The 12,125-nt window shown below is 58.0% G+C and carries 16 protein-coding genes; 11 read left to right on the forward strand and 5 right to left on the reverse strand.

Annotated elements, in window-relative coordinates; all coding sequences use genetic code 11:
* From CKW20_RS28340 to CKW20_RS28350, 3 genes are all read left to right on the forward strand, one after another.
* The gene (locus CKW20_RS28340; protein ID WP_095055837.1) at positions 1–606 is read left to right on the forward strand and encodes an arylesterase; all 606 of its coding nucleotides are present in this window, start codon (positions 1–3) and stop codon (positions 604–606) included.
* A 56-nt stretch (positions 607–662) separates the two neighbouring features.
* Complete coding sequence (locus CKW20_RS28345) at positions 663–956, forward strand: hypothetical protein (RefSeq protein WP_007899882.1); 294 nt, start codon at positions 663–665, stop codon at positions 954–956.
* A 272-nt stretch (positions 957–1,228) separates the two neighbouring features.
* Entirely contained in the window at positions 1,229–2,200 is a 972-nt protein-coding gene (locus CKW20_RS28350; protein WP_095055838.1) for a L,D-transpeptidase family protein, read from the forward strand.
* A 123-nt stretch (positions 2,201–2,323) separates the two neighbouring features.
* On the opposite strand, the gene oprI is transcribed toward CKW20_RS28350, so the two are convergent.
* A complete protein-coding gene (gene oprI / locus CKW20_RS28355; RefSeq protein ID WP_003172710.1) occupies positions 2,324–2,575 on the reverse strand; it encodes an outer membrane lipoprotei OprI in 252 nt (83 codons plus the stop codon).
* A gap of 630 nt (positions 2,576–3,205) precedes the next feature.
* On the opposite strand from oprI, the gene CKW20_RS28360 reads away from it, so the two are divergent.
* Positions 3,206–3,487: a GNAT family N-acetyltransferase gene (locus CKW20_RS28360; protein ID WP_030132333.1), complete on the forward strand. Its 282-nt coding sequence runs from the start codon at positions 3,206–3,208 to the stop codon at positions 3,485–3,487.
* A 70-nt stretch (positions 3,488–3,557) separates the two neighbouring features.
* On the opposite strand, the gene CKW20_RS28365 is transcribed toward CKW20_RS28360, so the two are convergent.
* Together CKW20_RS28365 and CKW20_RS28370 are read right to left on the reverse strand one after the other, a co-directional pair.
* Positions 3,558–4,634: a 3-deoxy-7-phosphoheptulonate synthase gene (locus CKW20_RS28365; RefSeq protein WP_038982203.1), complete on the reverse strand. Its 1,077-nt coding sequence runs from the start codon at positions 4,632–4,634 to the stop codon at positions 3,558–3,560.
* 132 nt (positions 4,635–4,766) lie between these two features.
* On the reverse strand, positions 4,767–5,195 hold the full coding sequence (locus tag CKW20_RS28370) for a PilZ domain-containing protein (protein WP_052964035.1): 429 nt from the start codon (positions 5,193–5,195) through the stop codon (positions 4,767–4,769).
* On the opposite strand from CKW20_RS28370, the gene CKW20_RS28375 reads away from it, so the two are divergent.
* From CKW20_RS28375 to cysB, 5 genes are all read left to right on the forward strand, one after another.
* Positions 5,194–5,580 carry a co-chaperone YbbN gene (locus tag CKW20_RS28375; protein WP_095055839.1) on the forward strand — a complete coding sequence of 129 codons (387 nt, stop codon included), beginning with the start codon at positions 5,194–5,196 and terminating at the stop codon, positions 5,578–5,580. The genes CKW20_RS28370 and CKW20_RS28375 overlap by 2 nt on opposite strands.
* Positions 5,577–6,533: a putative 2-dehydropantoate 2-reductase gene (locus CKW20_RS28380; protein ID WP_095055840.1), complete on the forward strand. Its 957-nt coding sequence runs from the start codon at positions 5,577–5,579 to the stop codon at positions 6,531–6,533. Before CKW20_RS28375 ends, CKW20_RS28380 begins: the two co-directional genes overlap by 4 nt.
* A gap of 25 nt (positions 6,534–6,558) precedes the next feature.
* Positions 6,559–7,464 (forward strand): 5'-nucleotidase, encoded by a 906-nt coding sequence (locus tag CKW20_RS28385; RefSeq protein WP_030132329.1) that lies wholly within the window; start codon positions 6,559–6,561, stop codon positions 7,462–7,464.
* Between the two features lie 97 nt (positions 7,465–7,561).
* Complete coding sequence (locus CKW20_RS28390) at positions 7,562–8,065, forward strand: universal stress protein (protein ID WP_095055841.1); 504 nt, start codon at positions 7,562–7,564, stop codon at positions 8,063–8,065.
* Positions 8,066–8,178: 113 nt separating this feature from the next.
* Positions 8,179–9,153 (forward strand): HTH-type transcriptional regulator CysB, encoded by a 975-nt coding sequence (cysB, locus tag CKW20_RS28395; RefSeq protein WP_007899921.1) that lies wholly within the window; start codon positions 8,179–8,181, stop codon positions 9,151–9,153.
* 14 nt (positions 9,154–9,167) lie between these two features.
* Here cysB and CKW20_RS28400 read toward each other — a convergent pair whose 3' ends face one another.
* Complete coding sequence (locus CKW20_RS28400) at positions 9,168–9,650, reverse strand: GreA/GreB family elongation factor (protein WP_095055842.1); 483 nt, start codon at positions 9,648–9,650, stop codon at positions 9,168–9,170.
* A 14-nt stretch (positions 9,651–9,664) separates the two neighbouring features.
* The gene (locus CKW20_RS28405) at positions 9,665–10,063 is read right to left on the reverse strand and encodes a hypothetical protein (protein ID WP_095055843.1); all 399 of its coding nucleotides are present in this window, start codon (positions 10,061–10,063) and stop codon (positions 9,665–9,667) included.
* Between the two features lie 124 nt (positions 10,064–10,187).
* Here CKW20_RS28405 and earP point away from each other — a divergent pair, with 124 nt between their 5' ends.
* Positions 10,188–11,330, forward strand: a complete 1,143-nt coding sequence (earP, locus tag CKW20_RS28410; protein WP_095055844.1) for an elongation factor P maturation arginine rhamnosyltransferase EarP — start codon at positions 10,188–10,190, stop codon at positions 11,328–11,330.
* Positions 11,331–11,378: 48 nt separating this feature from the next.
* A complete protein-coding gene (locus tag CKW20_RS28415; RefSeq protein WP_095055845.1) occupies positions 11,379–11,948 on the forward strand; it encodes an elongation factor P in 570 nt (189 codons plus the stop codon).
* Positions 11,949–12,125 lie beyond the last annotated feature (177 nt).

Here is a 12,125-nt window from a genome sequence, read left to right on the forward strand (position 1 = left end):
ATGCGTGTGTGGTTTTTGAGTGCTGGCCTGGCCTTGATGTGCATGGCCCAGAACGCAGCGGCGGGTACAGTCCTGATCGTTGGCGATAGTATCAGCGCCGGTTTCGGCCTGGATACCCGCTTGGGGTGGGTGTCATTGCTTGAGCAACGGCTCAAGCGCGAAGGTTTCGACGATAAGGTGGTCAATGCGTCCATCAGCGGCGACACCAGTGCCGGAGGCCGGGCGCGCCTGCCGGCGCTGCTTGCAGAGCATAAACCGGAGCTGGTTATCCTCGAGTTGGGGGGCAACGATGGGTTGCGGGGAATGCTGCCAACACAATTGCAACAAAATCTTGCGTCGATGATCGACAGCTCCCGCGCCAGTGGTGCCAAGGTACTGCTGCTGGGCATGCAGTTGCCGCCCAACTACGGCGCGCGTTACACCCAGGCCTTTGCCGAGGTTTTCACCAAGGTCGCCGATGAGAAAAAGATTCCACTGGTGCCGTTTTTTCTTGACGGTGTAGGCGGTCATCCGGACCTGATGCAAGGCGACGGCCTGCACCCGGCTGCAGCGGCTCAGGACAAGTTGCTGGAAAATGTCTGGCCGACACTGAAACCGCTGCTTTGACGCTTTTCTAGCGGCGGTGTTTCGGCTAAGGTGGCGCCCCCGATTTGGAGCCCCCGATGCCGCGTCCTGCCTGGTCCCTTTTTGCCTACCAACTGATCGAGCCTGACGAACAGCTGGATCTGTTCGCCTGTCAGGAAGTGCGGGTACATCTGGTGACCCGTCAGCTGGAATTGGGCGGCTCGGCGGACCGAACCTTGTGTGGCAGCCTGTTGCCGGCGCAACCGCGCTGGTCGAGCGTCGACCGTACAGTGTTCCAGGACCAGCGCCTGTGCTCGCTGTGCCGGGCCATTCTGGAATCGCAAAAGCGCGGCACCTCACCGATATGGCCTGAGTTGCGGTTCGAGCTTTAGATCCCTGTGGCGAGGGAGCTTGCTCCCGTTGGACTGCGAAGCAGGCCTAGATTCCGATCACCGGGGTTCTAAAGTAAAAACGCATCTACCGGTTTCACGACGGCTACGCCGCCGAGCGGGAGCAAGCGCCCTCGCCACAGACAAGCTCGCCACAGGCAGGCCCCTCACCGCCGATCCCCCCAACCACAGGTCTTTACGTCTCCCCGAAATAACAGGCAGCGGTGTACAATCCTGTTTTTATACCCTTGTCGATCATGCGAAGGATTTTCCGGATGTTGCCGCGCTTTCCCGCCGTCACCCGCTGCCTGTCTCTTGCCGCCCTCTGTGTCGCGGGTCCGGTAGCAGCATTGGAGCTACCCCTGCCACCCCCCGGTGAAGACATTGTCGGTCAGGTGCAGGTGATCAAGGCCAAGTACGAAGACACCTTCGCCGACCTTGGCACTACCTACGATCTGGGCTATTCGGAAATGGTCGCGGCCAACCCGGGCGTTGATCCATGGTTGCCGGGCGCAGGTACCGAAGTGGTGCTGCCGACGCGCTTCATCCTGCCGCCGGGCCCCCGTGAAGGCATCGTCATTAACCTGGCGGAATACCGTCTCTACTATTTCCCGAAAGGCCGGAACGTGGTGTACACCTTCCCGCTGGGTATCGGTCGTGAAGGCTGGGGCTCGCCGATTGCCCATACCAGCATCATCGCCAAGACGCCGAACCCGACCTGGACCCCTCCAGCGTCGATCAAGGCCGAGCACGCCGCCGATGGCGATCCACTGCCGAATGTGGTGCCGGCCGGCCCGGACAACCCGCTGGGGCCGTTCAAATTCACGCTGGGCACTCCGGGTTACCTGATCCACGGTTCGAACAAGAAGTTCGGCATCGGCATGCGCACCAGCCACGGTTGCTTCCGCATGTTCAACAACAACGTGCTGGAAATGGCCAGCATGGTGCCGGTCGGGACGTCGGTTCGGATCATCAACGACCCGTACAAGTTCGGCCTCAGCGCCGGCAAGGTTTATCTGGAAGCGCACACGCCGCTGGACGATCTGGGCAACCCTTCGGTGGTCGACAAACACACCGCAGTGATCAATGCGATGCTCAAGCGTGAGGACATCACCAACAACTTGCGCATGGACTGGGATGTCGTGCGTGACGTGGTTGCCGCTGAAGATGGTCTGCCGGTGGAAATCGCAATACCGAATCCGTCGGCGTCGATGGTATCGAGTGCACCGATCGACCTGCAGCAGTAACGCGTTAAAGCAACCCGCCGATGCAAGCCGCGTCGGCGGGTTTTTTATGGCCTGCAGAAATGGTGGGCAATAAAAAAGCCGACCCAAAAAATGGGTCGGCTTGATAACAATCCCGAAGGACTATTACTTGCGGCTAGCTTTTTCCAGCATGCGCAGAGCACGCTCGTTAGCTTCGTCAGCAGTCTGTTGTGCTTTTTGAGCAGCAGCCAGAGCTTCATCAGCTTTACGGTAAGCTTCGTCTGCACGAGCCTGGGAGCGAGCTGCTGCGTCTTCAGTAGCAGTCAGACGTGCTTCGGTTTCTTTCGATACGCTGCTGCAACCGGTAGCCAGAACTGCGGCCAGAGCCAGAGCAGAGAATTTCAGAACGTTGTTCATCGGGTTCCCCTTCAAGGACTTTCTATTAAGTAGCTGTCTCCTCAGAGTGAGGAAATAGCCGGCGTACATACTACCCATTACTTGTAGTAAGTAAACTGACGTCGAGCAAGAAGCAAAAAAAATTGTAGGCGTTGATTCTTTTTCGAGCAACTTTTAACTGCGTTGTATAAAAAATATCCAGTTGCGAAGCCCGAACTGAGCGAGCCGCCAAAGAAAAGTTCCCGGCGTCGGCAGCTGTTTTTCAGTCTCGACTAAAGTCTGCCTACATGGAATCGTCCACACTTTTGTTCGGATTTTGCGTAGCGGCTCTCATATCTTTATCCATGTTGAGGTGACTTAAACAAAGGGCGCTCGTCTTAAGTCTCAATGTCCGGCAATGTTCAGGCTTGGACTCGGGAAGATCCCGGTCGAGCCGCCCCTGCATTACCCCAGGCAACACCCTCCTGCCAGCATGACGAGCGTCCCTTGAGCATTTCTGCCAATGGTGCCTACTATTTGTACGTGCTCGGTTGCGCGAGATGGGTGTTGCTCTCTCGGTGTCCATTCAGGCACGGGGTGGCGTAGATGTTCCTTCGCCGGAAAAACATCGGTAAGGTAGGGGTCAAAATCAAAGACCCGCGAGGAGTAGTGATGAGCGAGGCGTTGTCCATCCACCATGACCAGGCTGGTCATCAGTTCGAGACCACTGTGGACGGTTATCGTGCCTACCTGACCTATATGGATCTGGGGAAACAGACCCTGGATATTTATCGTACCTTTGTACCCAACGCGCTGCGTGGTCGCGGCATCGCGGCGGCGTTGACCGAGCAGGCACTGCAATACGCCGAGGAAATGGGCTACACGGTCATTCCATCGTGTTCCTACGTGGAGCGCTACATGGAGCGTCACCAGCGGCATGCCGCCAAGCTGTGAACAAAGCGAACGCATAAAAAAACGCCAGGTTTAAGCCTGGCGTTTTTTTATGCGTGAAACGAAACGGCGATCAGCTGCGATTGCGTTTAGGCAGCACGTCCTTGAGCTTGGCGTGCATGCTGCGCAAGGTGTTTTCGGTGGCGGTCCAATCGATGCAGGCATCGGTGATCGACACGCCGTATTGCAGATCGGCGAGGTCTTTCGGGATCGCCTGGCAGCCCCAGTTCAGATGACTTTCGACCATCAGGCCGATGATCGACTGGTTGCCTTCGAGGATCTGGTTGGCGACGTTCTCCATCACCAGTGGTTGCAGAGCCGGGTCCTTGTTGGAGTTGGCGTGGCTGCAATCGACCATGATGTTCGGCTTGATCTTTGCCTTGTTCAGCGCTTGCTCGCAGAGCGCGACGCTGACCGAATCGTAGTTCGGTTTGCCGTTACCGCCGCGCAACACGACGTGACCGTAGGCGTTGCCCTTGGTGGTGACGATCGACACGCCACCTTCCTGGTTGATGCCCAGGAAACGGTGCGGGCTGGAGACAGATTGCAGGGCGTTAATGGCCACTGTAAGGCCGCCATCGGTGCCGTTCTTGAAACCGACGGCCGAGGACAGGCCGGAAGCCATTTCACGGTGAGTCTGGGATTCAGTGGTACGTGCGCCGATCGCCGACCAGCTGATCAGGTCCTGCAAGTATTGCGGAGAGATCGGGTCGAGGGCTTCGGTCGCGGTCGGCAGGCCCATTTCGGCCAGGTCCAACAGCAGCTGACGACCGATGTGCAGGCCATCCTGAATCTTGAACGAGTCGTCCAGGTACGGGTCGTTGATCAAGCCTTTCCAGCCGACGGTGGTACGTGGCTTCTCGAAATACACGCGCATGACCAGATACAGGGTATCGGACACTTCGGCCGCGAGCACCTTCAGGCGTTCGGCGTATTCGTGGGCAGCCTTGATGTCATGGATCGAGCACGGCCCGATCACGACGAACAGGCGGTGGTCGGTGCCATCAAGAATGTTGCGAATGACTTCGCGACCCTTGGTGACGGTGCGCAGGGCAGCGTCGCTCAGAGGGATATCACGCTTGAGCTGATCGGGAGTGATCAGGGTCTCGTTGGAGGCGACGTTAAGGTCGTTGATCGGTAAATCAGCCATCGTTTACTCGTCAGGTCACGGGTGCCGGCCGCCAGCGAACCCGCGCGGCGGAGCACAGCAAATTAAGCGCGTCGGGAAGCTGAACCTTAGCGCGTTACACCGTGGCTAGACAATGGGCAGACACCGGTTTAACTATGCAAATGCCTTGCGGACCGTGTCATGGGAGAACTCGTCGGCGTGCTGCTGGACCCATTCGAGAGCGAGGGCCTGAATATCCTGCAGGTCGTCGTGCGCGTCATGCTGGCGGCGGTAACGTTCGATCTGACAGACCTGTTCGCCCATCCTGGCACTGAACAGCATCTGTTCGTCAACAAAGGCGATGCCGACCAGGTAGCCGCGCTTGCGTCGCAGGCACCAAGCCACATAACCCAGAAAACGCAAGTCCGGGTTCAGCGTCGGCATGCGTATTTCCAGCGCCGTACCGTGGCGCCACGCGCGGTGGTAATTGCAAGCCATGCCGCCGAGGCTGATAGTGTGCAGCTGTTGTCGCGAAATACACTCATGTTTGAACAACGTTAATTCAACGGGTACATCGTCAGGATGAGGAAGATAACGTCTCATGAACACGGACTCCCTGTGTCGGCCATCTGACATCGTTTCTCCCAGTATAGTGGTCGAATCGGAACTGACCGATTTCGACGCCGACCAACGGCTGTTGGCGATGAACGGCATTTCCCTGGTGATTTTTACCAGTGTCGGCTGCGCCAGTTGCCGCTTTGCCCGTGAGCAATTGCCCGTGCTCGATCTGGCGGTCGATCGACTGTGCTGGATCGATGCGGGGAACAATGGCGGAGTGGTCGAGCGTTATCGGGTCTTTCATTTGCCGGCGCTGTTTGTGGTGCGCGACGGTGAATTCTTTGGGGCACTACAGTCGCGTCTGACCTCCACGGCGCTCAATGAGGCCGTGGGTCAGGCGCTGAGTCGACAAGCAGAGGAGTTGCCATGACAGGCACAGTGGCCAGGCCGACAATCGGCATTATCGGGACCGGGGCAATCGGTGGTTTCTACGGGCTGATGCTGGCGCGTGCCGGTTTCGATGTGCATTTTCTGTTGCGCAGTGAGTTTTCAGCGGTGGCCGAACGCGGCTTGCATCTTGATCATGCGTCGTTGGGCCCGCTGGTCTTGAACCCGGTCCAGGCCTATTCGTCGGCCGCAGACATGCCACCCTGCGACTGGTTACTGGTAGGCGCCAAGACCACCAGTAACGTGGACCTTGCGCCGGCCATTATTCAAGCCGCGGCACCCGATGCCAAAGTGCTGTTGCTGCAAAATGGCCTGGACGTCGAAGACAGTCTGCGCGAGTTGCTCCCCGATTCGCTGCACTTGCTCGGCGGGCTCTGTCTGATCTGCGTCCATCGCGCCGGCCCAGGGGTCATTACCCATCAGGCGCTCGGGGCGGTGAATGTCGGCTATCACAGCGGTACCGCTGCCGATGAACAAGCGCGCATGAACATCGTCGAGGAGGGCGCCGGGCTGTTTCGCGCCGCCGGCATCGACGCCCAGGCCATGCCGAACCTGCACCAGGCGCGCTGGCAGAAACTGGTCTGGAATATTCCCTACAACGGTCTGTCGGTTCTACTCGGGGCAAGCACCACGCCGTTGATGGCGGATGCCGACAGTCGCGCGCTGATTCAGGCCCTGATGGCCGAAGTGGCTCAGGGGGCCAAGGCCTGTGGTCACGACATGCCGCCGGGTTACGCCGATTATCTGTTCATGATGACCGAGAAAATGCCCGACTATTGGCCGAGCATGTACCACGACTTCCTGCACAAGCGACCGCTGGAACTGGACGCGATCTACACTCGGCCACTGGCGGCGGCGAAAGCCGCGGGATGTGAATTACCGCGAATCGAAGCCTTGTATCGCAGCTTGAGTTTTATCGACCGACGTAATCACTGAGTCGGTCAAAAGGAGAGGGAAGGGCATGGCCAATGGCATAGACGACAAACTGGTGCTGGCGATTTCTTCGCGAGCACTGTTCGACTTGAGCGAGAGCCACAAGGTTTATCTGTCGAGCGGTGTCGAGGCCTATCGGCAATACCAGATCGAACACGAAGACGAAATTCTCGAGCCCGGCGATGCGTTCCCGTTGGTCGAAAAACTCCTGAACCTGAACGCCAGTCTCGGCCGTGCCCGGGTCGAGGTGATCCTGGTGTCGCGCAACAGTGCCGACACCGGCCTGCGGGTTTTCAACTCGATTCATCACTATGGGCTGGCGATCTCGCGTGCGGCATTTGTCGGCGGGCGCAGTCCTTATCCGTACCTCAAGGCCTTTGGCTGCGATCTGTTTCTTTCGACCCATGCCGACGATGTGCGCAGTGCGCTGGATGCAGGTTTCGCCGCAGCGACTATTCTGTCGGGCGGTGCCAGTCGCGCCGCCAGCGATGAATTACGCATTGCTTTCGACGGTGACGCGGTGCTGTTTTCCGATGAGTCGGAGCGGGTCTATCAGTCGGGAGGCCTGGCAGCGTTTCAGGCCAGCGAACGCGAGTCAGCCCGCGAGCCCCTGCGCGGCGGGCCGTTCAAAGGTTTCCTCGCAGCGCTCAATCTTTTGCAGCGCGAGTTCCCCGATGATGCCTGTCCGATCCGCACCGCGCTGGTAACCGCGCGCTCGGCACCGGCTCATGAACGGGTGATCCGCACCTTGCGCGAATGGGACATCCGTCTGGACGAATCGCTGTTCCTTGGGGGGCTGACCAAATCGGCTTTTCTCGAAGCCTTTGCCGCCGACGTATTTTTCGACGATCAGGCCGGCCATTGCGAGCTGGCCCGCGAAGTGGTCGCCACCGGTCACGTGCCGCATGGCATCAGTAACGAGCCGTCGATTTAAAGCGCTGCGGTTCAATGCGTTGCGCCGAACGCCGCTCTCGCCACGGCACTGCTAAGCTGAATCAATCTCCGCCATGTTGGCATTAAAGGAGGTCACTATGATTCATTCGATGCTGTATGCCACCGACCTCGGTCTGTATGCACCTTTTGTGATGCAGCATGCGTTGGCACTGGCTCGAACATTCAATGCCGACTTGTATGTGGTGCACGCGGTTGAGCCGATGGGGTTGTTCGCCGAGTCGGTGCTTCAGAGTTACCTCGATGAGCAGGCCCTGAACGAGTTTCACAGTCAGGGTTTGAATACGGTGATTGCCAATATCGAGCAGCGGGTGCTCGACAGCTTTCGCGAAGAACTGGGAGATGAGGGGGAGCAGGACCTGGAACGGATTCGGGCAGTGCGGGTAGTGCAGGGCGATCCGTCGCAGGTAATTCTCGACCAAGCGCAGAAACTCTCCGTCGATTTGCTGATCGTAGGGAGTCACAGTCATGGCGCTGGCGCGGAAACGCCATTGGGCCGAACCGCTGCGCGCGTGCTGCAACTGTCCAGGGTGCCGGTCTATCTGGTGCCGCTGATGGAGCGTCGGCGCAAAGGCGATCGCTAGGACACGAATAATGGCATTTTGATAAAAAAGTTCTAGATTTATTAATCAAACCATTAATATAGTTATATATCGTCGCTGATGCCCGTGGCGTCTACCTGCTTTGAGGGATTCATATGAAGCTTCAACAATTGCGCTACATCTGGGAAGTGGCGCACCACGACCTCAACGTTTCTGCTACTGCCCAAAGCCTCTACACCTCGCAACCGGGCATCAGCAAACAGATTCGTCTACTTGAAGACGAATTGGGGGTCGAGGTTTTCGCCCGCAGCGGCAAGCACCTGACTCGTGTTACCCCGGCCGGCGAGCGCATCATCACCACCGCTGGTGAAATCCTGCGCAAAGTTGAAAGCATCAAGCAGATCGCCCAGGAATTCTCCAACGAGAAAAAGGGCACCTTGTCGATCGCCACCACGCACACCCAGGCGCGTTATGCGTTGCCACCGGTGATCAGCAATTTCATCAAGCAATACCCGGACGTTGCCCTGCACATGCACCAGGGGTCGCCGATGCAGATCGCCGAGATGGCAGCCGACGGCACCGTCGATTTCGCCATCGCCACCGAAGCGCTGGAGTTGTTCGGTGATCTGGTGATGATGCCGTGCTACCGCTGGAACCGCTGCGTGGTCGTGCCTCAGGGCCATCCGCTGACCAAGCTGTCGAAGCTGACCCTCGAAGCCTTGGCCGAATATCCGATAGTGACCTACGTGTTCGGTTTCACCGGCCGTTCGAAACTCGACGAGGCCTTCAGCCATCGCGGCCTGACACCCAAAGTGGTGTTCACCGCCGCCGACGCCGACGTGATCAAGACTTACGTTCGTCTGGGCCTGGGCGTGGGCATCGTGGCGAAAATGGCGGTCGACACCAAACTCGATAGCGACCTGGTGGTGCTCGATGCCAGCGAGTTGTTCGAATCCAGCATTACCAAAATCGGTTTCCGTCGCGGCACGTTCCTGCGTGGTTTCATGTGCGACTTCATCGAGAAATTCGCACCGCACCTGACCCGCGAAGTCATGGCCAAGGCCATTCAGTGCCACAACAAACAGGAACTGGAAGAGCTATTCGACGGCGTCGAACTGCCGGTGCATTAATTGCCAGACAATCGCTAGACCACCTCGGTGACAGAAAACTGTTGCCGAGCGCCCGCCACCAGAATCTCCACTTCATCCCCTTCGAACTTGCCCAGCAGGCTTTTGCCCAGCGGCGAGCGGGGGGTGATGACGGTAATCAGTTGCCCCACCATATCAACCTTCAGCCCGGCCGCGTCGGGGGCCAGGAACAGCCATTGCTCGCGACCTTTTTCGTCTTCCAGACCGAGCAAGGCGCCTACTTCGATGCCGCGCCGGTCGTCATAAGGCCGCAGTGTCAGGTTCTGGCAAAGGGCCAATGATTGCCTGATTTCTTCCACTCGTCTGGCCTGTCCGGCCGCCAGGTAAGACGCCTCCAGCCCCAGAGTGTCGTACTTGTTTTCGGCTATGTTTTCTTCGTGGGTCGCGGTTTCGTAAGCGGTTTGCGCGGCACGCTCGGCGATGTCGAGATCGATCCGCAGCTTGTCGATAATCAGTTGGTGGACGGTCGGCTTGTGCATAGAGAGCTTCATGATCAATCGCAGAATTGCAGGACGTTGGCGCGGCTTTTTTCGCTCGGCGCAGTTTGATTCTGCTGCAGCCAGAACTGGCATTTTGGATTGGACAGATTGTGTTTGCTGCTTCTGGCTTGTTCCACCATTTGCTGCTGTTCATTCCTGCGCAGGTGGTCCTCGTACTGTTCGAACATCGGGTTCTGCGGGGCAGGCTGCTCAATCACCGGTGGCTTGGCCAGTTGCTCCACCGCTTGGGCCAATGGCGCCAATTGCTCGTTGAACAACAGGCGCCAGGCGAGCCAGCACGTCAGTGCGATCGCGATGAATCCCAGCCATACACCGAGGGCAATGCTGCCGGTCAGTTGCAGCGCATTAAACTGAATCGGCAAGGGACGGCGCGGGTTGGGACGGTAGGGCATTACTGCCTCCTGGCGGATGGTCGCGGGCAAGTGGCGATTGTCGCATGAAGATTAATCGCTGTCGGCTCTTCTGCGCGGGGTAATTTATGCGGAGAATCAGCGCCTTTGCCAACGGGAGCCTGGAATGCCTGAAATGAAAACCCGCTGGGATATTTTTTGCACCGTGGTCGACAACTTCGGCGACATCGGTGTGACGTGGCGCCTGGCCCGACAATTGGTGGCCGAACATTCAGTGGCGGTGCGTCTGTGGGTCGACGACTTGCGAGCCTTCGAGCGTTTGTGTCCGCAAATCGATATCAACGCTGCGCAGCAATGGCAGCAGAGCGTCGAGGTACGACAGTGGTCGACCGACTGGCAACCCACCGAAGCCGCTGATGTCGTCATCGCCGCATTCGCCTGCCAGTTGCCGAGTGCCTACATGGAAGCCATGGCCGAACGGGAAAAACCACCGCTTTGGATGAACCTCGATTATCTGAGTGCCGAAGACTGGGTCGTCGGCTGCCACGGCTTGCCGTCGGTAAAGTACAAGAACGTGCAGAAGTTCTTTTTCTTCCCGGGCTTTCGCAAAGGCACTGGTGGCCTGCTGCGTGAAAGTGGATTGCTGGAGCGGCGTCGGCAGTTTCAGCAAAGTCCGCAAGCTCAGCGAGAATTCCTGCAAGGCTTGGGGGTTGATCGCGCGCCGAATGCACAGCTGATCTCGTTGTTTGCCTACGAAAACACCGGGCTGGCCAGTTGGCTCGACACGATGGCGACCGACTCGACGCCCACTCATCTGCTGGTACCCGAAGGGCGGATTCTCGGCGACGTCGAACGCTGGCTCGGCGTGGACGGGCTGACAGCCGGTGCGGTGCATGTGCGGGACGCCTTGACTGTGCAAGTGCTGCCGTTCGTCCGACAGGATCAATATGACCTGCTGCTGTGGAGCTGCGATTTCAACGCCGTGCGCGGCGAAGATTCCTTTGTCCGCGCCCAATGGGCAGGCCGTCCGCTGCTCTGGCACATCTATCAACAGGACGAAGACATCCATCTGGACAAGCTCGATGCCTTCCTGACCCTGTACACCCAAGGCTTGTCCAAACCTGCTGGTGAGGCGATCAGCGGTCTATGGCGGGCATGGAATGCAGGTGAGACAATGACCGAACACTGGAAATCAACCCGCAAACACTGGCCTGAACTGGAAAAACATGCCGAGACATGGTGTCTGGAACAAGCCTTGCAGGCAGATCTTGCCGCAGCGCTGGTACAGTTTTACCTAAATTGGATATGATACGCGGCCTAGATTTTTGTAAATCCCATCCAAATTCGGATATTCGCAATGAAAACTGGTAAAGAACTGAAACCCGGTACCGTGATCCGTCTCGAAAACGATCCTTGGCTGGTTCAGAAAGCTGAATTCACCAAGTCCGGTCGTAACAGCGCGATCATGAAGACCAAGCTGAAGAACCTGCTGACCGGTTACAAGACCGAGATCGTTTACAGCGCCGACGACAAACTGGACGACGTAATCCTCGACCGCAAAGAAGCGACCCTGTCCTTCATCAGCGGCGACACCTTCACGTTCATGGACACCACCGACTACACCATGTACGAGCTGAACGCTGAAGACATCGAAGCCGTTCTGCCTTTCGTTGAAGAAGGCATGACCGATGTTTGCGAAGCGATCTTCTTCGAAGAGCGTCTGGTTTCCGTAGAGCTGCCGACCACTATCGTGCGTCAGGTTGACTACACCGAAGGTTCCGCTCGCGGTGACACTTCCGGCAAGGTGATGAAGCCTGCCAAACTGAAGAACGGTACCGAACTGTCGGTTGCTGACTTCATCGAAATCGGCGACATGATCGAGATCGATACCCGCGAAGGCGGTTCCTACAAAGGCCGTGCTAAATAAGCACCGCTTCAGGAATGAAAAAGCCCGACCATTGAGTCGGGCTTTTTTGTGGTGCGCCAGGCATGGCGCGTTGCGCGCAAGCGCAACCCGCTTGGCTGTGGTGGCCAAGCGGGTGACTTGGAGGTGCAAGTCCTCTACACACCCGGCAAGGGGAAGTGTTAGCCAGAGGCAAGGGTG

Source organism: Pseudomonas sp. Irchel s3b2 (genome assembly GCF_900187445.1).
GTDB lineage: Bacteria > Pseudomonadota > Gammaproteobacteria > Pseudomonadales > Pseudomonadaceae > Aquipseudomonas.

Coding starts and splice junctions, on each gene's coding strand:
- CKW20_RS28340 (WP_095055837.1), top strand. CDS start 1: ATGCGTGTGTGGTTTTTGAGTGCTGGCCTGGCCTTGATGTGCATGGCC.
- CKW20_RS28345 (WP_007899882.1), top strand. CDS start 663: ATGCCGCGTCCTGCCTGGTCCCTTTTTGCCTACCAACTGATCGAGCCT.
- CKW20_RS28350 (WP_095055838.1), top strand. CDS start 1,229: ATGTTGCCGCGCTTTCCCGCCGTCACCCGCTGCCTGTCTCTTGCCGCC.
- oprI (WP_003172710.1), bottom strand. CDS start 2,575: ATGAACAACGTTCTGAAATTCTCTGCTCTGGCTCTGGCCGCAGTTCTG.
- CKW20_RS28360 (WP_030132333.1), top strand. CDS start 3,206: ATGAGCGAGGCGTTGTCCATCCACCATGACCAGGCTGGTCATCAGTTC.
- CKW20_RS28365 (WP_038982203.1), bottom strand. CDS start 4,634: ATGGCTGATTTACCGATCAACGACCTTAACGTCGCCTCCAACGAGACC.
- CKW20_RS28375 (WP_095055839.1), top strand. CDS start 5,194: ATGAACACGGACTCCCTGTGTCGGCCATCTGACATCGTTTCTCCCAGT.
- CKW20_RS28370 (WP_052964035.1), bottom strand. CDS start 5,195: ATGAGACGTTATCTTCCTCATCCTGACGATGTACCCGTTGAATTAACG.
- CKW20_RS28380 (WP_095055840.1), top strand. CDS start 5,577: ATGACAGGCACAGTGGCCAGGCCGACAATCGGCATTATCGGGACCGGG.
- CKW20_RS28385 (WP_030132329.1), top strand. CDS start 6,559: ATGGCCAATGGCATAGACGACAAACTGGTGCTGGCGATTTCTTCGCGA.
- CKW20_RS28390 (WP_095055841.1), top strand. CDS start 7,562: ATGATTCATTCGATGCTGTATGCCACCGACCTCGGTCTGTATGCACCT.
- cysB (WP_007899921.1), top strand. CDS start 8,179: ATGAAGCTTCAACAATTGCGCTACATCTGGGAAGTGGCGCACCACGAC.
- CKW20_RS28400 (WP_095055842.1), bottom strand. CDS start 9,650: ATGCACAAGCCGACCGTCCACCAACTGATTATCGACAAGCTGCGGATC.
- CKW20_RS28405 (WP_095055843.1), bottom strand. CDS start 10,063: ATGCCCTACCGTCCCAACCCGCGCCGTCCCTTGCCGATTCAGTTTAAT.
- earP (WP_095055844.1), top strand. CDS start 10,188: ATGCCTGAAATGAAAACCCGCTGGGATATTTTTTGCACCGTGGTCGAC.
- CKW20_RS28415 (WP_095055845.1), top strand. CDS start 11,379: ATGAAAACTGGTAAAGAACTGAAACCCGGTACCGTGATCCGTCTCGAA.